Source organism: Streptomyces atratus (assembly GCF_014648655.1).
GTDB lineage: Bacteria > Actinomycetota > Actinomycetes > Streptomycetales > Streptomycetaceae > Streptomyces > Streptomyces atratus.
In genome coordinates this window covers 58805-78543 of sequence record NZ_BMRN01000018.1, presented here as the reverse complement: position 1 = coordinate 78543, position 19739 = coordinate 58805, and the positions used below count along the sequence as shown (strand labels likewise).

General features: G+C 68.3%; 18 protein-coding genes and 2 pseudogenes. 12 read left to right on the top strand and 8 right to left on the bottom strand.

Annotated features, from left to right (window positions below; all coding sequences use genetic code 11):
* Positions 1–15 precede the first annotated feature (15 nt).
* Entirely contained in the window at positions 16–1035 is a 1020-nt protein-coding gene (locus IEZ15_RS25945; RefSeq protein ID WP_114247886.1) for an ABC transporter substrate-binding protein, read from the top strand.
* Positions 1032–1853 (top strand): ABC transporter ATP-binding protein, encoded by an 822-nt coding sequence (locus IEZ15_RS25940; protein ID WP_189279596.1) that lies wholly within the window; start codon positions 1032–1034, stop codon positions 1851–1853. Before IEZ15_RS25945 ends, IEZ15_RS25940 begins: the two co-directional genes overlap by 4 nt.
* A 75-nt stretch (positions 1854–1928) precedes the next feature.
* Here IEZ15_RS25940 and IEZ15_RS25935 read toward each other — a convergent pair whose 3' ends face one another.
* From IEZ15_RS25935 to IEZ15_RS25925, 3 genes and pseudogenes are all read right to left on the bottom strand, one after another.
* Positions 1929–2375, bottom strand: coding sequence for a TetR-like C-terminal domain-containing protein (locus IEZ15_RS25935; protein ID WP_308427444.1), 447 nt, complete (start codon positions 2373–2375; stop codon positions 1929–1931).
* Between the two features lie 184 nt (positions 2376–2559).
* Positions 2560–3417, bottom strand: coding sequence for a sugar phosphate isomerase/epimerase family protein (locus IEZ15_RS25930; protein ID WP_189279595.1), 858 nt, complete (start codon positions 3415–3417; stop codon positions 2560–2562).
* A gap of 14 nt (positions 3418–3431) precedes the next feature.
* Positions 3432–4067 (bottom strand): annotated as a pseudogene (locus IEZ15_RS25925) (carbohydrate-binding protein); the annotation flags it as partial.
* On the opposite strand from IEZ15_RS25925, the gene IEZ15_RS25920 reads away from it, so the two are divergent.
* Complete coding sequence (locus tag IEZ15_RS25920) at positions 3961–6366, top strand: Tn3 family transposase (RefSeq protein WP_189279593.1); 2406 nt, start codon at positions 3961–3963, stop codon at positions 6364–6366. The pseudogene IEZ15_RS25925 and the gene IEZ15_RS25920 overlap by 107 nt on opposite strands.
* Positions 6367–6577: 211 nt before the next feature.
* On the opposite strand, the gene IEZ15_RS25915 is transcribed toward IEZ15_RS25920, so the two are convergent.
* Positions 6578–7201, bottom strand: coding sequence for a DUF1349 domain-containing protein (locus IEZ15_RS25915; RefSeq protein ID WP_189279592.1), 624 nt, complete (start codon positions 7199–7201; stop codon positions 6578–6580).
* Positions 7202–7515: 314 nt separating this feature from the next.
* Positions 7516–8331 carry an NAD(P)H-binding protein gene (locus IEZ15_RS25910; protein WP_189279591.1) on the bottom strand — a complete coding sequence of 272 codons (816 nt, stop codon included), beginning with the start codon at positions 8329–8331 and terminating at the stop codon, positions 7516–7518.
* 74 nt (positions 8332–8405) lie between these two features.
* Between IEZ15_RS25910 and IEZ15_RS25905 the strand changes: the two genes are divergently transcribed.
* The 4 genes from IEZ15_RS25905 (at position 8406) to IEZ15_RS25890 (ending at position 11741) form a co-directional block, all read left to right on the top strand.
* Positions 8406–9356, top strand: a complete 951-nt coding sequence (locus IEZ15_RS25905) for an AraC family transcriptional regulator (RefSeq protein WP_189279590.1) — start codon at positions 8406–8408, stop codon at positions 9354–9356.
* 206 nt (positions 9357–9562) lie between these two features.
* Entirely contained in the window at positions 9563–10576 is a 1014-nt protein-coding gene (locus IEZ15_RS25900; protein WP_189279589.1) for a recombinase family protein, read from the top strand.
* Complete coding sequence (locus tag IEZ15_RS25895) at positions 10569–10901, top strand: hypothetical protein (RefSeq protein ID WP_189279588.1); 333 nt, start codon at positions 10569–10571, stop codon at positions 10899–10901. The genes IEZ15_RS25900 and IEZ15_RS25895 overlap by 8 nt, the downstream gene beginning before the upstream one ends.
* A gap of 387 nt (positions 10902–11288) precedes the next feature.
* Positions 11289–11741: a hypothetical protein gene (locus IEZ15_RS25890; protein WP_229846118.1), complete on the top strand. Its 453-nt coding sequence runs from the start codon at positions 11289–11291 to the stop codon at positions 11739–11741.
* A gap of 2534 nt (positions 11742–14275) precedes the next feature.
* On the opposite strand, the gene IEZ15_RS25885 is transcribed toward IEZ15_RS25890, so the two are convergent.
* From IEZ15_RS25885 to IEZ15_RS25875, 3 genes are all read right to left on the bottom strand, one after another.
* Complete coding sequence (locus IEZ15_RS25885) at positions 14276–14692, bottom strand: hypothetical protein (RefSeq protein ID WP_189279587.1); 417 nt, start codon at positions 14690–14692, stop codon at positions 14276–14278.
* Between the two features lie 307 nt (positions 14693–14999).
* A complete protein-coding gene (locus tag IEZ15_RS25880; protein WP_189279586.1) occupies positions 15000–15182 on the bottom strand; it encodes a hypothetical protein in 183 nt (60 codons plus the stop codon).
* A 193-nt stretch (positions 15183–15375) separates the two neighbouring features.
* The gene (locus tag IEZ15_RS25875) at positions 15376–15564 is read right to left on the bottom strand and encodes a hypothetical protein (protein WP_189279585.1); all 189 of its coding nucleotides are present in this window, start codon (positions 15562–15564) and stop codon (positions 15376–15378) included.
* A gap of 267 nt (positions 15565–15831) precedes the next feature.
* Between IEZ15_RS25875 and IEZ15_RS25870 the strand changes: the two genes are divergently transcribed.
* The 5 genes and pseudogenes from IEZ15_RS25870 (at position 15832) to IEZ15_RS45065 (ending at position 19618) form a co-directional block, all read left to right on the top strand.
* A complete protein-coding gene (locus IEZ15_RS25870; protein ID WP_189279584.1) occupies positions 15832–16581 on the top strand; it encodes a hypothetical protein in 750 nt (249 codons plus the stop codon).
* Between the two features lie 40 nt (positions 16582–16621).
* A pseudogene (locus IEZ15_RS25865) lies at positions 16622–16884 on the top strand (Tn3 family transposase); the annotation flags it as partial.
* A gap of 194 nt (positions 16885–17078) precedes the next feature.
* A complete protein-coding gene (locus IEZ15_RS25860; protein ID WP_189279583.1) occupies positions 17079–17498 on the top strand; it encodes a hypothetical protein in 420 nt (139 codons plus the stop codon).
* A gap of 2 nt (positions 17499–17500) precedes the next feature.
* Complete coding sequence (locus tag IEZ15_RS25855; protein ID WP_189279582.1) at positions 17501–19078, top strand: hypothetical protein; 1578 nt, start codon at positions 17501–17503, stop codon at positions 19076–19078.
* Positions 19079–19480: 402 nt separating this feature from the next.
* Positions 19481–19618 (top strand): hypothetical protein, encoded by a 138-nt coding sequence (locus tag IEZ15_RS45065; RefSeq protein ID WP_229846117.1) that lies wholly within the window; start codon positions 19481–19483, stop codon positions 19616–19618.
* The last annotated feature ends 121 nt before the right edge of the window (positions 19619–19739 follow it).

Below are 19739 nucleotides of genomic sequence, written 5' to 3'. Positions count from 1 at the left end.
GAGAAGGGCCAGTCCATGCATGCGCGCAGACTCCTGATCGGTGTCGTACCCCTCGTCCTGGTGGCCACGGCCTGCGGTGGCAACGATGCGTCGACCACCACGAGCGACTCGGGCAAGAAGCTGGACAAGGTCACGCTGACGCTCAACTGGTATCCGTACGGCGAACACGCGCCGTTCTACTACGGCAAGCAGCAGAAGATCTTCGAGAAGCACGGCATCGACCTGAAGATCCAGGCCGGTCAGGGCTCGCAGAAGACGGTGCAGGCCACCGCCGCGGGCCAGACCGACTTCGGCTGGGCCGACACCCCGGCACTGCTCGCGGGCGTCGACCAGGGCGTCCAGGTGAAGAGCCTCGGAGTCTTCCTCCAGACCACCCCGGCTTCGGTGCAGTCCTTCGACGCCGAGGGCATCGAGTCGCCTGCGGATCTCAAGGGAAAGACCATCGCGGGGACCGCCGGTGACGCGCTCTCCAAGACCTTCCCGATCTTCCTGAAGAAGAACAGCCTCGACGCGTCGGACGTCAAGGTCCAGAACACCGACCCGGCGGGCAAGATCGCCGCGGTGATCTCCGGGAAGACCGACGGACTCCTGGGCTACGCCAGCGACCAGGGCCCCACCATGCAGGACAAGGCCAAGAAGCAGGTCTCGTATCTGCGATTCTCCGAGAACGGGCTGAACTTCTACTCCAACGGTCTGCTCGCCGGACAGAAGATCCTCGCCACGAAGTCCGAACTCGCCGGGCGCATGGTGCAGGCGGTCAGCGAGTCGTGGGCGGCCGCCGAAAAGGCCCCCGGGCCGGCGGTCGCGGCGATGGACGGAGCCTCGGAACAGCTGCCGCCGACCACCGTCCTGGCCGAGCAGTTCAAGACGACGCTCACTCTGCTGCACACCTCGTCGACCGAGGGGAAGGCGCCCGGAGTGAACAACGAGGCCGACTGGCAGCAGACCATCGACGTCTTCGCCGAGGCGGGCATGGTCAGCAAGCCGAAGGCCGTCGCGGACTACTGGGACGAGAAGACGGCGCTGAAGGGATGACGATGGCGAAGCAGTACACGACGCGGACCAAGGCATCGGTTCCTGCCGCGGCGGCGGTCGGACTGTCCGATGTGGCGGTCCGGTTCCGCAGCAGGAAGCGCGATGTCACCGCGTTGCGAGAGGTCTCGCTCGATGTGGCGCCCGGTGAGTTCGTGGCGATCGTCGGACCGTCCGGATGCGGCAAGTCGACCCTGCTCAAGCTGGTCGCCGGACTGCTGAAGCCGTCCTCGGGCAAGGTCCGGCTCGGCGGCGAGCAGGTCGACGGTGTGCGGCACGACATCGGTTACGTGTTCCAGCGCGCCGCCCTCCTGGAGTGGCGCTCGGCGCGCCGCAACATCCTGCTCCAGGCCGAGATCCGGAAGATGCCCCCGGCGCAGGCGCGCGGCCGGACCGACGAGCTGATCCGGATGACGGGCCTGGCCGGCTTCGAGGACGCGTATCCGCATGAGCTGTCCGGCGGAATGCAGCAGCGTGTGGCATTGTGCCGGGCGCTGCTGCACGAACCCCCGGTGCTCTTGATGGACGAGCCGTTCGGCGCGCTCGACGCGCTCACCCGCGAGCAGATGAACATGGAGCTGAACCGCATCTGGCGGGAGACCCGCACCACCGTCCTGCTGGTCACCCACTCCATCTCGGAGGCTGTCTATCTGGCTGACCGTGTGGTGGTGATGAGCCCGCGCCCCGGCACGATCTCCGAGATCATCGAGGTGGGGCTGGACGCGGAACGGGAGTACGGCGAGACACTGGGCCGCCCGGAGTTCCGGGACGCGGCCGCCCACATCCGCGACCTGCTGGGTGCGGCCTCCGCGCACGACTGACGGTCTCCTCGGCCGCCGGACGGGCTTGAGGACCGAGCCCGTCCGGGGCGATCGGGCACAGGACGGCCGTTCTGTTCACTCCAGCCCGAACGCGTCCGCCGGCATCTCCGTCTGCGCGCCCAGCAACGTGGCGCCGCTGTGGCCCATGCCCACGAACTGCCCTGCGGCCTCCAGCCCCACAGAACCGTGCAGCTGTGCCCACGCCAGCACCGCACCCGCCAACGCCTGTGCCGACTTCCCGGTTTCCCCGGCCGCAGTCGGTGCGTACTCGGCCGCCCACGCGCCCACAGGCTCGTCCGTGTCCAGCCACGCGGTCATCTCCGCCACCACCACCGCAGCGACCTGGGCTCCCGGTGTCCCGTCGGCGAAGACCGTCAGGAATGGCCCGAGAACGGCACGGGCCCGGTCCAGAGTGTCGTCCGGAGCGACATAGCCCGGCACGGGTGCGCCCTGGATCAGCAGATAGCGGTGCGGCTCCTCGACCGCCCAGGCCCGATAGGCATCGGCGAGCGTGTGCAGCACACGGAGGCGCAGATCGTCGACTCCACGGCGATCTAGAAGGCGTACGGCCTCGTCCCCAATCCCCTTTCCGTCACAGTGGATTCGACGCTCGAATGGTACGGGGAGCTGCTCGCCACCCGCTGAATGAGCAGCGGCCCCGGGCTGCGGTACGCGCAACCCGGGGCCGTCGTGTGCACCTGCCCGCTCAGTAGCGCAGCCGGGACAGATACGTATAGCTCGCGAGCGCCGAGGCGAACGGATCAGCCGGCGCGTCGTGCTCCACCAGCCACTGCTTCACACCGCCCTGCCGCGCCGTGTCGAACATTGCCGGGAAGTCCAGCACCCCCGAGCCGACATCCGCGAAGTCGCCGTTCGGTGCCATGTCCTTCACATGGAGTGCCGGGAAGCGTCGCGGATGCCGTACGAAGAGCTCGCCCGGCGCCGAGGCGCCGCCGTTGGCCGCCCAGTACAGATCCAGCTCGAAACCGACCAGTTCCGGGTCGGTTTCGCTGAGCAGGATGTCGTAGAGGCTGACGCCGTACACCACTTGGTGATCTGTCCCGTGATTGTGGTACAGCAGCTTCAGTCCGGACTCACGGGCGGCGAGCCCCACCCGGTTGAACTCCTCGGCCACTTCCCGGTACCCGGCCGGGCTGTGCAGCGAACCCGGCAGGCTGGGCACGACGATCCACTTGCCGCCCAGCGTGTGGATGTCCTCCAGGGCCTGGGGGAGTCCGGCCCCCTTCACGATGTCGTAGCCGACATGTTCGAGGACGGCCCGCAGCCGGGTCTCGTCGAGCATCCGCCGGATGTCGGCCGCGCTGTGGCCGTGCCGGCCGCTCACCCCGACCGTGGCATAGCCGATCTCCGCGAGCCGCTCCAGGGTGCCCCTGAAGTCCGTCGCCAACGGCGTACGCATGGTGTACAGGTGCATGCCGATCCCCGACGGCGGAATGCGCCGACGCCGGCGGACCTCGGTGGCGGACGCGGAGGTGGCGCCGAGCCCTGCGGCTGCGGCAACACCCACAGCCGTGCTCAGAAAGGTGCGTCGTGTGCGGTCCATGCGGGTCTCCCCTCTCAACTCACGTCGATGCGTGCGAAACCGGTGCTGGTGTCGCCCTTGTCGTCGGTGACCGTCAGATGCGCGGTGTACCCACCCTTCCGGTCATAGGTGTGCGTGGCAGTCGCACCCTCCGCCTTGGTGTTGTCGCCGAAGTCCCAGTGGTACGAGGCGATCGTGCGCCCGGCCACCGGCTCGACCACACTGTTCAGTGCCACGGCGAGCGGTGCGGTGCCCGTCGCCGGAGCCGCCTTCACCGCGACCTTCGTCGCCGGTCGCTTCTCGACACCGGGACCGTTGAAGTGCAGCCAGTCGACCGCGAACAGATCGGCCTTGTCGCTGCTCCACTCCGGGTTGCTGAACACCGCGTACAGCTTCATGCTGCCGCCGGGATCAGTCAGTGCCGTCGTCGGTGAGACGACCTTGCCCCAGTCACCGGTGTTGGGGACGGTCACCTTGCCGAGCAGTGGGCCCGTCGGCGACCCGGCCCGGAATTCGACACTTCCGCCGATCCCGCCGGAGGCCGCACCGACCGTCACCGATTCGATGTTCTTCAGGTTCACCGGATCGAAGCTGATCCAGTCACCGTCCTCGATCTCGGTCAGCCGTTTCCCGCCGGAGGCATCGGCCCTGCTCCCGATCACCGCACCGCCAAACCTGTCCGCGCTGCCCGCCGAACGGCGCCGCCACCTCGCCCAGATCGGCCGGCGCCTCACCGCGCAGGCCCTGGAGCGGCGGGAGGCGAACCGGCGCCACCCGATCCTGCTGACGCTGCTGGCCCAGTCCGCCGTCGATGTCCTCGACTCCGTCGTCCAGCTCTTCGACCAGACGCTGTCGGGTTCGGAGTCGCGGGCGCGGATCAAGCTGCGCGACGAGCTCGCCGAGCGGGCCAAGCTGTCGGAGGACCGGCTCACCCTGCTGGACGAGATCCTGCCCGTGCTCGCCGACGCCGGTATCCCGGACGAGGCGGTGGGGACGCTGCTGCGCGGGAAGATCGGCATGTCCCGGCTGATCGCGGCCAACGCCGGGGCCACCGTACGGCTGCCGAAGGATCACGGGCACCTGCGGCTGCTGGAGGGCTCCTACACCTACATCCGTCAGTTAACCCCGAAGGTGCTCAAGGCGGTGCGGTTCAAGGGCGGCACCGAGGCACAGCCCCTGATCGAGGCGTTGGAGATCCTGCGGGAGCTGAACGCGAGTGGCGCCCGCACCGTCCCGGAGGCGGCGCCCACGCTGTTCGTGCCGACCCGCTGGCAGGGCTACCTGGACGAGGCCGCGGCCAAGGGGGACGCGACCGCTTACCGGCACTACTGGGAGCTGTGCGTGCTGCTCGCGCTGCGCGACGGCCTGCGCTCGGGGGATGTGTACGTGCCGGGCTCGCGCCGCTACGACAATCCTGAGGCCTACCTGTTCAAGCCCGCCCAGTGGGAGGGGCACCGGGCCGAGTTCTGCCGCCTGGTCGGCAAGAGCTCCGACGCCTCCGAGGCGCTGCCGCTGGTGATGGACGAGCTGGATGAGGCCCTCACCGACCTGGAGGACACCCTCAAGAGCGGGGACGGGCCGGTCCGTCTCAACGACGCGGGCGAGCTGGTGATCTCGCCGCTCACCGCGGAGGACATTCCGTCCGAGGCCGAGGAATTGCACGGCGAGCTGGAGCGGATGCTGCCGAACGTGCCGATCGCCTCGCTGCTGGTGGAGATGGACCGGCACACCTCCTTCCTGGACTGCTTCACCCACGCCGGCGGCAAGCAGGCCCGTTCGCCGCAGCTGAAGAGGAATCTGATCGCCTGTCTGATCGGGCTGTCCACGAATATGGGGCTGCACGGGATGGCCTCCTCCTGCGGCATCCCCTACGACGTGCTGGCGTGGACGGCGGAGTGGTACATCCGCGAGGACACGCTGCGCGAGGCGAACATCTGCCTGGTCAACTACCACCACCAGCTGCCGATGACCGCGATGTTCGGTTCGGGCACCCTGTCGTCCTCGGACGGGCAGCGGTTCCCCACCCGCGGCAAGTCGATCACCGCCCGGCACCTGAACAAGTACTTCGTCAACGAGGGCATCTCCACCTACACGCACGTCTCCGACCAGCACTCCACGTTCGGCACGAAGGTCATCGTCGCCACGCACCGCGAGGCGCACTACGTGCTGGACGAGATCCTCGGCAACGCCACCGACCTGCCGATCACCGAGCACGCCACCGACACGCACGGCGTGACCCTGGTCAACTTCGGGCTCTTCGACCTGGTCGGCAAGCAGCTCTCGCCCCGCACCCGCGACCTGGGAAAGATCACCCTGTACCGAATGGGCGCGAAGGCCGAGGCCGAGGAGAAGTTCCCCACGGCGGGGCCGCTGCTGACGAAGAAGGCGAACCTCGACCTGGTGGCCGACCACTGGGACGACCTGCTGCGGCTGGCCGGGTCGCTGAAGTACGGGCACGCCACCGCCTCTTTGATCGTCGGCAAGCTCTCCGCGTCCTCCCGGCAGAACGCTCTCGCCGCCGCGCTCAAGGAGTACGGGGCCATTCGGAGAACGATCTACGCGGCGAAATATCTGTCCGATCCCGCCTACCGGCGCAAGATCGCCCGGCAGCTGAACAAGGGCGAGTCCCTGCACGCGCTGCGCCGCCAGCTCCACTACGCCCGCGAGGGCAAGGTGACCCGGCGCCAGCCCGAGCAGCAGAACGAACAGGCGTGGTGCCTGACCGTCGTGACGAATGCCGTCGTGTGCTGGCACACCGAGTACATGGGCCTGGCCGTCGGCGAACTGCGCGGAGCCGGCCGTGAAGTGGATGCCGAGGTCCTGGCGCACATCTCCCCGGCCCGCAGCTCGGCGGTCAACTTCTACGGTTCCATCACCGTCGACTACGATCGCGAACTCGCCCAGCTCGACGAGAAGGGCCACCGGCCGCTGCGGACCGTGACGCTGGACGAGCCAGGAACCGGGCTGTAGACGGCGACCAGCTCCAGGCCGCCCACGGGGGCGGTGATCCGGGCCGTGTCGGTCAGGGGGATGCGCCTTCGGCTGTGCTGTGCGCTGTCCCGCGTACGTATCCCGGTGTCCCTCCAAGTGAGCGGGGTGTAGCCGTTCCGGAGACGACGGCGGGAGGGGCAGAGCCGCCGGCATGCGGCTGAGTGGTGGTCTTCTCGGCCGGGACAGTAGATCAGGAGCCGTCTCTGACGTTGGTGAGGCGGTCCTGAGTGAAGCGCACCTCGTCGAACGCGACGGCGCACCCCTCCCCGGTCGGTGACTGGGCCTCGAACCCGATCAGGGCCCGGGCGGGGTCGTCGAGGACGAAGAAGCGGATCATGTGCCACGTGGTGCCGTCGGTGGAGGCGTGGTAGGCGAAGGTGTGACTGACTCGGGAGACGCGCAACCAGACCGAGTCGCCGTCGACGGTGAAGGCGTTGGCGTCGTCGGCGACATCACGGTTGACCACGGAAACGACCATCGGCCGCCCCTGCGGGGAGTACTCGAAGCAGAGCTTGCCCCAGTGACGCTCGTCGATCCAAAGCAGCAGGACCCCGGCATCGAAGGTCGAGGAGAAGCCGACGCTCACGCGGACGCTGAGCTGGAAGTCCCCGGCGGGCGGCCGCCCCAGCAACGTGGCGGCGTTGAGCAGCGTCTGCGCGTTGGCGGTGACGCCCTGTGCAGGGTCGACGAAGATGTCGCTGTGGGGGTGGGCGGTGGTACGCACCGCCCCGGTATCCGCATCGATCTCCCAGGTCGAACCCTCCGAGGAGGTGAGTTCGAAAGGGACAGCGGCCAACTGCTGGTAGGTGGTCATGGGGTGGTCGCCCCTCCTTGTCCGCGATGGCGGATCTGCACGGTGAGAATGCCTGGTCAGCGGGGGACTGGGGCCGGTCCGGGCGACGTAGTCGGAGAAGTCGCGCGGCGGGCTTGCCCTCGGCGAGTTCCTTGAACCGGCGGATCACCAGGTGCTCAGCACGGTGGTATCCGCGCAGAACGCCCCGGCGACCGCAGTGCGCTTCCTGACGTGCCGCACCCGGCGAGGGGCGCCCGGAACGTCGACCGAAGCACCTGGTGATCCAGCCCGTCTACTGGCCCGATCGGGTCCGTGCCAGCTGCCGGAGTGGGGTCTCAGAGCATCCAGGTGCCATTCTCCGCGGCCGTCGTCACGTACTCCTCGAACGTGCGCGGCGCACGGCCCAGGACGCGCTCGACGCCGTCGCTGACGTAGTCGTCCGCGCCCTGGCTGACCTGGCCGAGGAAGCCCGCGACGGAATCGGCGTCGTCCTGTGTGAGCCCTGCCGCGACCAGGTCGGCGGCGTATTCCGCCTCGGTCTGATGGCGGTGCGCGATGCTGCGTCCCGTCGCCTTGCTGATCAGCTCGACGGCCTCGGTGATGGACAGTGCCCGCGGGCCCGACAGATCGTAGGTCTGCCCGTGGTGGCCGTCGCCGGTGAGGACCGCGAGGGCGACCTCGGCGATGTCCTCGGCGTCAATGAACGGCTCGCGCCCGTCCCCGGCCGGGGTTCGTACCTCACCTTCGAGGACACCGGGAAGGAAGAAGTCCGCCGCGGCGAAGTCCTGGGAGAACCAGGACGGCCGCAGGATCGTCCACTCCAGGCCCGAGCCCCGCACGGCGGCCTCGGTGGGGTGCGTGCCGTCCTCGTCGATGCCGCGCACCGACAGCTGGACCAGGCGCCGGACCCCGGCAGCCTTCGCGCGGGCCACGAATTCTGCGCGCTCGTCCAGGCCCAGGGTCTCGGTCGGAACCAGGTACACGGCATGGACGCCGCTGAGCGCGGGGTCCCAGGTGGAACGGTCGGACCAGTCGAAACGGGTCTCGCCCGAGCGGGAGGCGGCGCGGACGGTGTGCCCAAGAGCACGGAGGAGGGGAACGAGGGGAGCGCCGGTCTTGCCGGTGGCTCCGATAACGAGGATCTCTGTCATGACTACCAGTGAACCCGCAGGCGGTGGCACGAACCATGGTCGAAACGACCTGAAGCATGTGCGATCGTGTCAGCATGGATGTTCTTGATGACTACCTCGCCGGCGTACGGGCCCATGGAGCCGTCTTCTGCCGCACGGTCAGCACGCCCCCGTGGGGCCTGCGCTTCATCGAGCCCGCGCCTCTGGCACTGGCTGTCATGCTGCACGGGGACGGCTGGGTCGTTCCGGCCGAAGCAGACCCGGTCGCACTGCGGCAGGGGGAGATCGTCCTGATCCGCAGTACGCAGCCGTACACCGTCGCCGACCGCCCCACCAGCAGCCCACAGATTCTCGTGGACGGCGACGACCACTGCACCACCATCAGCGACCCGGCGTCCGCTCGCCGTAACTGGCGGATCACCGGCCGCACCTCCAGCCCGGAGGACGAACAGTCGGGCGACGACTCCGACCTGCTGGTCACCGCCGGCTACCGCATCGGCGGCGACCTCTCCCTGCCCCTTCTCGACACCCTGCCGCAGGTAGCTGCCGTACCCCGCGACCCCAGCCTCGCCCCGCTCCTCGACCTCATCGCCGACGAGACCACCGATGACAAGCCCGGACAGCAGGTCGTCCTGGACCGACTGCTCGACCTGCTCCTGGTCCGCTCCCTGCGCGCCTGGTTCGACCAGGCCGGCTCCGTCCCGCCCCCGGGATATCGGGCACTGTCCGACCCGCTGCTGGGACACGTGCTGCGCAGGCTGCACGAGGAGCCGTCCCTCCCCTGGACCGTCGCGTCACTCGCCGCCGAAGCGGGACTGTCACGCACCACCTTCGCTCGCCGCTTCACGTCCATGGTGGGCCGCCCGCCACTGGCCTACCTCACCCACTGGCGGATGACCTTGGCCGCGGACCGCCTGCGCCAGTCTGGTGCGACGATCGCGGCGGTGGCCAAGGAAGTCGGATACAACGACGCGTTCACCTTCAGCTCGGCCTTCAAACGAACCCGAGGCATCAGTCCCTCCGCCCACCGCGCCGCCACCCCGTGACCGGTGAGCCTGACCGGCGGGCCGCAGCGGGCATCCACGACCGTCCACGCGGGGCCACGGGTCTCACAGCGGGCCACTCTCACAAACGACCATCTGTGAGAGTCCTGAGAACGGCCCCCGGGTGATCGCATTTCCGCAGGTCGCCACTCGCAAAAGCCCTCTCGAAACCCGCACGTTGTGCGAGGCACTTCTGAGAGACTTCCCGCATGGACCTCACGCCCGATCAGGCCGCACTTGCGGTAGAACGTCACGACTGCGCGAAATGTGACGCGCCCGCCGGCAGCGCCTGCCGCACCCGGGGCGGGAAGACCGCCGCGAAGTACCACACCCCACGCTTCGTCCTCGTTCCCGCGCTCCGCGAGGAACTGGAGATCCCCGTCCCCGCCGACCGGCACCCGGGCCGCGCGTGGAAGCAGGGCCCGGCGCTCGCCGTCGTTCCAGCGCCCCGCACCGAGCGGCCGGTGAGGATCGGGTACGCCAGGACATCGACCGCCCGCCAGGAGCTGGCGAGCCAGCTCGAAGCCCTGCACCGGGCCGAGTGCCACAAGGTCTTCAAGGAGCAGATCAGCACCCGGGTCAAGGTACGGCCCGAGCTGGAGAAGGCGCTCGCGCTGGCCCACCAGTTCAAGGAGGCCGCCCCCGAGACGCCGGTCATCTTCACGGTGCACGAGCTGAAGCGTCTGGCCAGGAACGCGGCCGAGCTGATGACCTTGTCCGCCGAGCTCCAGGCCGGCGGCATCCAGCTCGAACTCCTCACCGGCCCGCTCACCGGGATCTACGACCCCAACGGCATGGGCGCGATGTTCTTCGCCGTGCTCGCCGTCGCCGGACAGATCGAGCGCAACTACATCCGGGAGAAGACCCTCGAAGGCCAGGTCATCGCCGCGTCCAAGGGCAACCACGGCGGGCGGCCGAAGGTCATCGACGACGACATGCTCACCTTCGCCGTCGCGCTGAAGGACAAGGGCGTCCCTGTTCCGGAGATCGCGAAGAAGCTCACCATCAAGGTCGGGAAGAACGCGGGCACGTCCCCCTCGGTGGCCTCTCTGTACCGAGCACTCGCCGAGGCCGAGGCCGCCGCGGACGATGGCCTGCCGCTGCGGCCCAAGCCCGTCCGCATCCGCCGGCCCGAAGACCCGCTCACCCCCGAGGAGATCGACCTGCGCGAACGGCTCCAGGCTCAGCCCCACCCGAACGCCGAAGGCACCCGACGTGGATGACCTCGCCACCGTACGCGCGCAGGAATACGCGAAGGTGTACGACGAACTCCTCGACGCCGCCACCCGGCTCGACATGCTGCGGCGCCTGGAAGGCGGGAGCATCGACGCTCACGCGACCGCCGCCATGCACGGGCTCCGGTTCGCCGCCACCATCCTCTGGCCCACCGTCCCGGACACCCCGCCGCCCGGCTACCGCCACGACAGTGAACGGCTGCTCCAGCTCGCCGCCAACTGGCGCGAGGCGGCGCTGGAACTCGGCGAGTTCGCCCCACAGCGCCCCGCCCTCCGGCTCGTCAGCGAGACGACAGCGGGAGATGAGGACTGAGGGTGGTGGCGCGCGGGTGGCGGCCCAGGCCAAGATCACCGGCTTAGCGCTAATGGCTGTTCCGTTGGTCCCCAAGGCCGTACTTGCTTCCCACCTGGCACTACTTCCTCTGGAACCGCTCAGGTCCCAGTCTCCAGGTGTCCACGATCAAGGGGAAGCTTCACGGATAGCCCCGCCCAAGCAGACAACCGCGCTCACCGCGCTTACCTCCCAGACCGGCTGGGATCTGCTCGATGTCATCGACGTTGTCCTCGGCTTCTCGAACGAAGAGACAACTGGTTCGGCAACGAGGACTGGGAGACCCTGGAAGAGCTGCTCGACGCCGGCGGATCGGCGTACTGGGTCAACCAGGACGGGGACGGTCTGGAGGAACGCATCACCCCGGCGGTGCGCGACGCCGTGAGCCAGGCCGTCGTAGACGCAGACGCGGCCCCGGCCGCCGGGTCCGCAGCAGAGCACCTGGCCACCGCATGGGGGGCCGCATACGGGCTGCACCCCGATCCGGTGCGGGCCTACAGCGAGGCGATCAAGGCAGTCGGATGCGCGGCGCACTCGGTCGTCCAGCCGAACCACGGCAGGGCCACACTCGGCACGATGCTCGGGAAGTTCAAGGGCAACGCCCGGGCCAAGTTCACGACCGCGCTCTCCACACAGTCCTCGAACGACGCGATCGCCCCGGTGGAAGCCATGATGCGCGCTCTATGGGACGGGCAGACTTCACGACACGGCAAGCAGACCCCGACCGTGCCGGAGACACTGGAAGCCGCGCGGGCCGGCCTCCACCTCGCAGCCACGCTCGTGCAGTGGTTCGCATCCGGCGCCGTCATCCGTACTCCCTGATCTGAAGCCAGGACGCACACGCTTCTTGAACACGCCGGCAGCCGGATGACGGCGTTCCAACATCCGGCTGCCATGCAGCGCGACGACGGCTGGGACGACAACGCCTCCGCGGGCCTCACCTGACGAGATCGCCTCCTTCAAGCTTACGACGGTTCTCCAGGTTCCTCGGGGTACGGGAGCACCCAGGGGCCCAGCGCAGTCGCCATCCGCCTCTTCACTACCCGCTCCTCATAAGCGCGTTGCACACACGCCCGTCCGCAGTACTTCCAAGGCTTCGTGCCCAAGCTGTCGGGTTTCAGCTTCCCGCACCAGGCGCACGGAGTCGGAACGCTGCTGCCAGCACTTGCTTCAGACATGGCTCAAGCCTCAGGCCGGCGGGAGTGGGGTCACTACCGGACTGAGCAGCCGTCACCCGGACGAGGAGCACGCGGCCACCGAGGGCGGCCTGCAGGCTGGTCCCAGGCAGGACGGTGACCACTCCACCTTGATCAACGCTTTCATCGGGATTGTCGGCCAGGAGGGTTTCGCCGGTTCGGCAGGGAAATTCCAGGAGCGAGACGAAGCTGTTTGTCGGAGGGTTATCGCCCTCGATGAGCTGCGGGGAGAGCACCTCGGTTTTCTGTTGCCCCGTCACCCATTTGGGGGGCCTCGTGCCTGAGCGAATCGAGGGTTTCTCGAAGGCACCGCGGTGCACTAGGACCTCCTGGGACAGATCGCCAACGCACCTGGGACGTACCTCGGACGTACCCGGGACCGCAGCCGGCTGCACCCGGCAAGCGGGCACTGAGCTGCGCTCGGCCGCAGGGGCAGCTGCGGTCAATGGACCCATGGACCGCTGTCATTGACTAGGCAGCCGCAGTCAATTGCCCGGCTCAGACCTCTGTGGGGGGGGGCGCCCCTCGCGTGCTCCTCCTGAGGCGCCCGTCGCCTCGCCCCAGCTCATCCGGCCCGTTCTGTCCGACGCCTGACGACGCCCGTCTGACGCCTGTCCGACGGGCGTCGGACAGAACGGCGGACACCCGTGTCCGGACACTGGCCGGGGCCCCCAACCGTGTCCGACACCTGTGCCCGACGCGCGTAGTACAGCATCGGTGAGAGGTAATACGCCGGTGTGACGGGAGCCGTCACGCGTCGGAGAGAGACAGACATCTGTCTCCGGACACTCTCCCGGGAGCCCTCAACCGTGTCCGACGCGGTGTCACGGGCGTCGTCAGGATCTGCGACGGGCGTCGTCGGACGTCGCTTCACATGGATTCGGGCTGTGTCCGGACACTGGCCGCGGCATCCTCGCCTGTCCGTCTCTCCCCCCTGGCTGCTCACTGGGTGTCTCACCGGCTGGGGGCCGGTGAGACGGGTGAGCCACACCTTGATCACTTATGTGCTCGGTCCACTCGACACAGCTGCACCGGGCGTCTGGCGGCTGCATCCGGTGCAGCCGATTGCGCACTCCTTGACCGGTCAACTCGGCCGCGGGGTGCATCCCGCTCGACTGCGCCTGCGTCCTCGCCCATGTACCTGACCGGTGCATGCACATCGAAATCCATCTACCCCATGTTTAGGGTACTTGCCCCGATCAATATTCAGGAGCCTCATTGGATTTCTGCAGCTATTTGATGAGTGAGCGGCATTATTAATGCGCGCTAACGGCAATGGCGGTGGCGTATCTAGTCGCATCGCTAATCGACTAATGCAGTAATGACCACTTAGATGCTATCTAAGTGGTACTCTGCCCGTACAAGCAGCGAGCTACGGATACGTAGCTCAGCTTCTGGTCCGGAACATGACTGGACCCCGTGCCTCCGCCAGACAGCGAAACACGGGGTCCCCGGTGATCGGACTACCGATGGGTCCACCCTGGCCGGGGTGGGCCCATCAGCACTTACAGGGGCCAGATGCTCCACGTGTGAACCACGTAGTACGCGGCCTGGAGCAAGCTCGCCCCCAGCTTTGCCGCGTCTGCGGCGCGCTGGAGCTTCGTCCTCACCGGCTCCTCGCCCTGACGGGGCGTGTCACCGGACACCTGTCACCTCCCCTCACTGGATAGATCCAGCTGGGCTCTACCTCAGGGAAAACCGTCGGGAGGTGTAATGGAGAGTACACCATGTGAAGACCCCAAAAGGCTCTCTCATGGCACCCTCGCAACAATGGCAGACAACGGCCGACAACGGCGACCGACGGAGGCTGGACCCTTAATCAGTCAGGCAATTCCTCTACGCCACGCAAGGCTTAAGAATTAGGCGAGCGCGCTTCTCGGGAATGGTGCAGGTCAGCGGGCATTTTCCACCTCGTCGGAGCTGGTCCACAGCCCCGACGCACCGTCCCCCAGCGCCCGCCGGCCCTTCTGTACGGAGACGGCTTCACCTTCACGAGCGGCCTCTTGGGGATCGCCGGGGCCAGTGCGTTCGGCAGGCAGCAGCCTCGGGGAACCGCCCGAGACCGGGAACGATTTGGGCGTACTGGGACCGGTGCCGAGACGTCGGCGCATCGTGCTCATCCCGACAGTCTGCAACGGGAATCAGGAACCTGACTCTTGCTCAACTGCCTGGCACCGGGGCCTGGCGCCGGTCCGCAATGCGGGCATGCGGACCGGAGTCGGCCAGGTGGTACACCAGGGTCTCGCGTACCGCCTGACGGACGGCATCGAACTCCGGCTGCCCGAAGGCGCTCAGGAGCTCGTCGACGATGTCCCCGCCGACAGCGTCCGGGTACCGGTCCAGCACGGTCACCACATCGGCCAGCGGCACCTTGGCAACCGCCGGACCCTCCAGGCCTGCGGCTTCGGCACGATCGGCAAGACACGACGCGAGCAGTACCACCGCCCGGGTCCGCAGCGGGTCGTCCAGCAGCCCCGGACGTCTGCGCCCGTGCCACAGCACCAGCTGATCGCCTGCTGACACCGCGTACTCCCGCTGGCTGCGCGGCTCCCTCAGACCGTCTGCCCTCTCACCCATCGCGCTCACAACCTCTTGGACCTGTCCGTCGCATCGTCCACCCTCACCCTCTGCCACAGCACATCGAGTTCGGCGAGCGGCGACTCCAGGTCAGTGAACCGAGCCGACGTCTCCGCCTCGGGGCTGGCCGGTGTCCTACCCAGAACAGACCCTGTCGCCGGCAGCACAAATCGCCTCGCCTGACATCCACAGGGGCTCAGCGCGGCTCAGGGGAACCACGGGATGTCGCACAGCCCTGACAGGACGGTGCTCTTGGTTGGCCCTGCGGTCACTTCGCACGTTCCGCTGGGCCAACCCACTTGTCAGGTCAGAGCATCCAGGTGTGACCGCTGATCAGCTTGGTCATGATGGCGGCCGCGAGTGCGGTGAGAACCTTCCACGGGACCTTGTTGAGGATGACGTGGAATCCGCGGGCCCTGAACTCTACGTCGGGCTGCGGCTCTTCTTGCTTCTTCGCGGGCTGGTGGCGGGCTGTCGTGCGCTTGCTCATGGTGCTGCTCCTGTGTCTGTGCCACACGGGTGTCGTGCGGCGCGTGGCAGCACTTTGGAACGGACGGGGGTTAGCCGCGCAACTTGGCTCTGAGCGGCGGTTTTCCCGGTTTGCACGGGCTTCTATCAGATCTGGGGGTTAGCCGCGCAAGCCCCATTCCTGTGACCGCTCGAACACAGATGGTGACGGGTTCTCAGGTGCTGGAGAGCTGGTCCTGGTCGACGTGGTGCTCGGGCGCGACGCCGGGCTGGCGCTGGGGATCGCAGCCGGGGCCATGCACCCGGGCTGCCCTCACCCGTACCAACCGCGGCGAACCCTGGCTCTTCCCCAGCCGCCCCACCTCGCAGACCGGCCTCAGCTCGAACCTTCTGTCCCACGGCATAGACGCCAGGCTGGCCCGGAACGCGGCCCTGGTCGCGCTCGCTGGCGTTCTGCCCGCACCCGTCCTCGCCAGCCTCCTCGGCCTCCACCCCGACACCGCCGTCCGCTGGGCCGGGTTCGCCACAAAACCTCCTGGGCCGACTTCCTCGCCGCCCGAGCCCACGGCGTGCGGACGCACCCGGGCAAAGATGTCCAAGACGGAGGCCCCCGTGTCCTCCCAAGCAGAAACACGCAGGACAACTGCCACTGACTCCGGGACCATCAGCCAATGACCACAGAACCGCATCTACTGTCCCTCCGCATCGTCGTGCCACCGCTGGGAAGCCGACAGGGCGCCGTGGAATGCCGACCGATCATCAACGGACGAGACATCCTGGCCGAAGTGTTTGATGAGGGCCCAGCAGATGACCCTCGGTATCTCTTGGGGCCGGATACGTTGCTTCACGCGACAGACACCCCCCGTGAGGTTCGGCTTGCCGAGGCCGAGTGCACGGAAGGATGCTGCGGCGCTGTCTACGTGACCGTCAGGCGCGAAGGGCAACACGTGATCTGGAGCGGCTGGCGCAACCCGTATCAAGAGGATGTCGAGCTCCCAGAGATCCGATTCGACGTCAACCAGTACGAAGTGGAGGTCCGCCGGGCTTCGACGGATCGCAGCTGGGAGTGGCCGGCCCAAACAGTCGCCAGGCTTCTGGAGGAAAGGCTCCGGGAGCATGTCGGCCGGCTGACGACCTGGGAATGTGAACTGGGAGCCGTCTCAGCTTGGCACTGGGAACCTCACCAGATCAACGTCTTCCTGTTCCACCCCGGCCGTTCCGCGATCAGGGAAGGCCGTCCCTGGCTTCAGTTCAGAATGACCCTTCCGATCTCGGGAGACGACCCGGCGGACCAAGTAGAGCGCCTTGAGGCGCATCTCACGGCCGAGGACCCCCGCGAGGTCGCCGAGGTTTGCGGTGGTTCGAAGGGGTTTGCTGATCAGCTCGGCTACCCCTGGCCGGGCCCCCGACGACGCGCATGAAGCGCGATTGAGGCGTGGAATAGGACATGCCAGGAATAAGTGGTCTCCGCCAGTAAACGACCAGGCCGCCGGGATCGGCTCGATGGTCGTGCGCGGCACTCCGTGCGACAGCCCCTGCACCCTGCTCAATGTCGACGGCGGGGTGAAGCCGGAGATGGTGGCGACTGACAACGCCGCGTACTCGACATGGCCTTCGGCCTGTACAAGATGCTTGGCTTCCGCTTCGCCCCATACTTCCGTGCCCTGGCCGACCGGACACTCTGGCCTGCGTCCACCACTTCAAATGGCGCTACGGGCCAATACAGACGGCCGCTCCGGGGCCGGGGCGTCCTCGTGGCCGGCGACGATGGAGCGGAAACGGCATGAAGCCGGGTGCATGCACGGGTACCGCCGACAGCGTCGGCTGCCCACAGGTCAACTCATGTCCACAGCACATTTGGTCCGCTTCGGTACGTGGTGGAACGATCACTGCGAGACCACTACGGGGGGCAGGGCGCATGACGACACCCACACCGATCGAGGATCTTGAGGCCGCTCTCGGGGCGGCTCTGGAGTCGGCCGAGCTCGCCGGTGTCCTGGCCGCCGCCTGGGACACCTTTGACCTGGTCGAACGCGTAGCCGACGCCGTCACCTGGGACGGCGGCGGGGACGAGCTGGAGGCGATGACCGCCGCTCAGGCCTGTTCGGCAGGCCGTCAGTTGCTGCCCCTGCCCGAGCACGGCCGGCCTTACGACCTGCCGCCCGTGCCTCCGGGAGCGGCGGCTCTCGTCCCTCATGTCCGGCTGCTGCGTCTCGTGCAGGCCGCACTGGACCGAGTGGCAGCGACGGAGGCTGGGGAGGGACGGGCTGTTCTGGAGCAGGCCGCCGGGCATGCGAGGTCCGGCGCGGACGCCCTTGCCGCCGTACGGGCCCAGTAGCCGTGGTCACCCTGGGCGAGCTCTACGACATCGCGGGCGAGCATCTGCGTGCGGCAGCCGAGGCATTTCCGTCCTTCGCCGATCCTGCGTACCGATCCGCCGCGGCGGAGCAACTGGAACAGGTCATCGGCCGGATGCGGGGCCGTCACGAAGCGGGCTGGGAGGAAGCGCAGTCGCCGGTCGAGGCCGACCTGGCCGCCCAGTTGGGCAGGGCCTGCGGGGCGCTGCGAACGGCTCGACGTCTGCTTTCCGCCGAGGACGGCGGCATGCCCCTGTCGAACGAGCTGACCGGTGCCGGGCAGGCCGTCGCAGCGGTGCGGGACCTGGTCGAGAGTCATCGCGGACCGGACCGGGGCCCGGTGACTGCGTACGCCTACCTGCTCGGCACCAGGGCCGCCCGGGCGTACGTCACCCGCCGCACGGCCGAACTCGCCTGGGAGGCGGGGAGGGTCGCCCATGCACTGTCCTCAGGAGTTCGGGATCCGGGTGTCGAAGCTGCCTTCACCGAAGCGCGCAGCTGTCTCGACCAAGGCAGCGTCTTCGGACGGACAGGAACGAGGGAAGCAGACGAAGGCATCGCCGCCTTCCCCCTCGCTCTGCCGGTCGAGCCGGTTCAGGCATCCCCGTCGGACCCGGCCCATGAGGTGACCGCACGTCTCGGCGAGGACTGCGAGCGGCTGGGGCGGGTGGCCTTCGAGACGCTGCACGACCGGTCCGACCACCGGCTGAGCGGCTCGGACCTGCAGCAGATGTCCCGGTGGGCCGCGATGGCGCGGCTGCTGTCGGGGCGGGTGCTGCTGCGGATCGCCGAGGACCACCAGGACGCGGCTGTCGCCTCGGCCTTGAAGGAGACCGCGGGCGCATTGCGGGGCTCGGCGCAGGCGTGGCAGCAGGCTGCTACGGCGTGGCACCGGGTGGTCGACCTCGCGGACCCCCGGGCCCATCCCCGGCTTCCTCCTCCGAGCTACGAGATCGTCCGCCAGGGCAAGGTGGTCCGGCTGCCACGGATCACGCCGCACCCCGGTGCGGTCGTCTCCCACACTGCGGTCGTACGGGTGGGACAGCTGCTGTTCGGTGCACCGTGGCAGCCGGAGGAGCGGCCTGGCGAGCCCCGGTCCCGTTCCGCGCTCCTCGCCGATGCCCGGGGTGAAGGCCGGCTCGCGGCGGCGCTGTACCATCTGCCGGCGTCGGGGTGGCAGCTCGCCGTGGCCGCCCCGCTGGCCGTGCGCCGGGCCCAGGGGGCGCTGGTCACCGACTCAGTCGACCACTGCCCGCAGCGGCTGCCGGGAGAGATGCGCTTCCACCCCGTGCACCCGCGGCAGGTCGAGAATCTGATCGGCGCGTACGCGCAGGTGATGACGGCCGAACAGGCCGCGGCCGGCGCCCTGCTCAACCTGGCGAAGCGCGCACGTACCGATGTTCCGCGCGCATTGCTGGATGCCGGCGCGCACCGCCTCCTCGCCGAGCAGCAAGGATGGGCTCAGCAGCGGCAGCAGAACGGCCCCACAGCCCGTCAGAGACGAGTAGAGGCAAAGCGCATGCAGCCGCCCGTCCGGCGGGCGCGCGGCAATCGGTGGTGAGGAATCTTCTGCTTCCCCGTGCTCTGCATGGTGGACCTCCTCTTCTACCCTCCGGCCCAGACGGTTGTCTGTCCGTCGGCCTGGACATGGACGGTGGGCGACATTTCGCGGTAGTCCCACGCTGCCTGCAGGGACGGGCCGACCCAGGCCACTGCCTGAAACGCCGAGGCGGGCACCTCGCCGGTCGTCCTCCCCGCACCGCTGGCCAGCCTGGTCCGCGAACTCGTCGCGACCCGCCGCGGCAAGGCCAAGATCGGCACCCCGGAGGACGCTCCCTGGCTCTTCCCCGGAGGCCAGCCGGGCCGCCCCCTCGGCGACGACCGGATCGGCCAGCGCCTCCACAAGATCGGGATCCGGCCCAAGCAGGACCGCTCTACCGCGCTGTTCACCCTCGCCACCGAAGTGCCCGCCGCGATCCTCGCCCGGATGCTCGGGGTCCACATCAAAGTCGCCGTCCAGTGGCAACAGGCATCAGGCGGGGACTGGGCCGCCTACGCCGCCGACGTCAGCCGTCGCAACGGCGTCACGGAAACGGAATAGCTATCTGCGATTATCTATGACGGGACCTCTGCTTGTCAGATCTAGGTACTACGGGACAGCACGTTGTTGACGGCGGCGGCACGCCAAGGCGTGCTTCCGCGGAACCAGGCGATGACCGGTG

Excerpts from the sequence above, each read along its gene's own strand:
- IEZ15_RS25930 (WP_189279595.1), bottom strand. The coding sequence starts at position 3,417 with ATGGACCGCACACGACGCACCTTTCTGAGCACGGCTGTGGGTGTTGCC.
- IEZ15_RS25920 (WP_189279593.1), top strand. The coding sequence starts at position 3,961 with ATGTTCTTCAGGTTCACCGGATCGAAGCTGATCCAGTCACCGTCCTCG.
- IEZ15_RS25900 (WP_189279589.1), top strand. The coding sequence starts at position 9,563 with ATGGACCTCACGCCCGATCAGGCCGCACTTGCGGTAGAACGTCACGAC.
- IEZ15_RS25870 (WP_189279584.1), top strand. The coding sequence starts at position 15,832 with ATGACCACAGAACCGCATCTACTGTCCCTCCGCATCGTCGTGCCACCG.
- IEZ15_RS25885 (WP_189279587.1), bottom strand. The coding sequence starts at position 14,692 with ATGGGTGAGAGGGCAGACGGTCTGAGGGAGCCGCGCAGCCAGCGGGAG.
- IEZ15_RS25875 (WP_189279585.1), bottom strand. The coding sequence starts at position 15,564 with ATGCCGTGGGACAGAAGGTTCGAGCTGAGGCCGGTCTGCGAGGTGGGG.
- IEZ15_RS25905 (WP_189279590.1), top strand. The coding sequence starts at position 8,406 with ATGGATGTTCTTGATGACTACCTCGCCGGCGTACGGGCCCATGGAGCC.
- IEZ15_RS25880 (WP_189279586.1), bottom strand. The coding sequence starts at position 15,182 with ATGAGCAAGCGCACGACAGCCCGCCACCAGCCCGCGAAGAAGCAAGAA.
- IEZ15_RS25940 (WP_189279596.1), top strand. The coding sequence starts at position 1,032 with ATGACGATGGCGAAGCAGTACACGACGCGGACCAAGGCATCGGTTCCT.
- IEZ15_RS25910 (WP_189279591.1), bottom strand. The coding sequence starts at position 8,331 with ATGACAGAGATCCTCGTTATCGGAGCCACCGGCAAGACCGGCGCTCCC.
- IEZ15_RS25860 (WP_189279583.1), top strand. The coding sequence starts at position 17,079 with ATGACGACACCCACACCGATCGAGGATCTTGAGGCCGCTCTCGGGGCG.
- IEZ15_RS25915 (WP_189279592.1), bottom strand. The coding sequence starts at position 7,201 with ATGACCACCTACCAGCAGTTGGCCGCTGTCCCTTTCGAACTCACCTCC.
- IEZ15_RS25945 (WP_114247886.1), top strand. The coding sequence starts at position 16 with ATGCATGCGCGCAGACTCCTGATCGGTGTCGTACCCCTCGTCCTGGTG.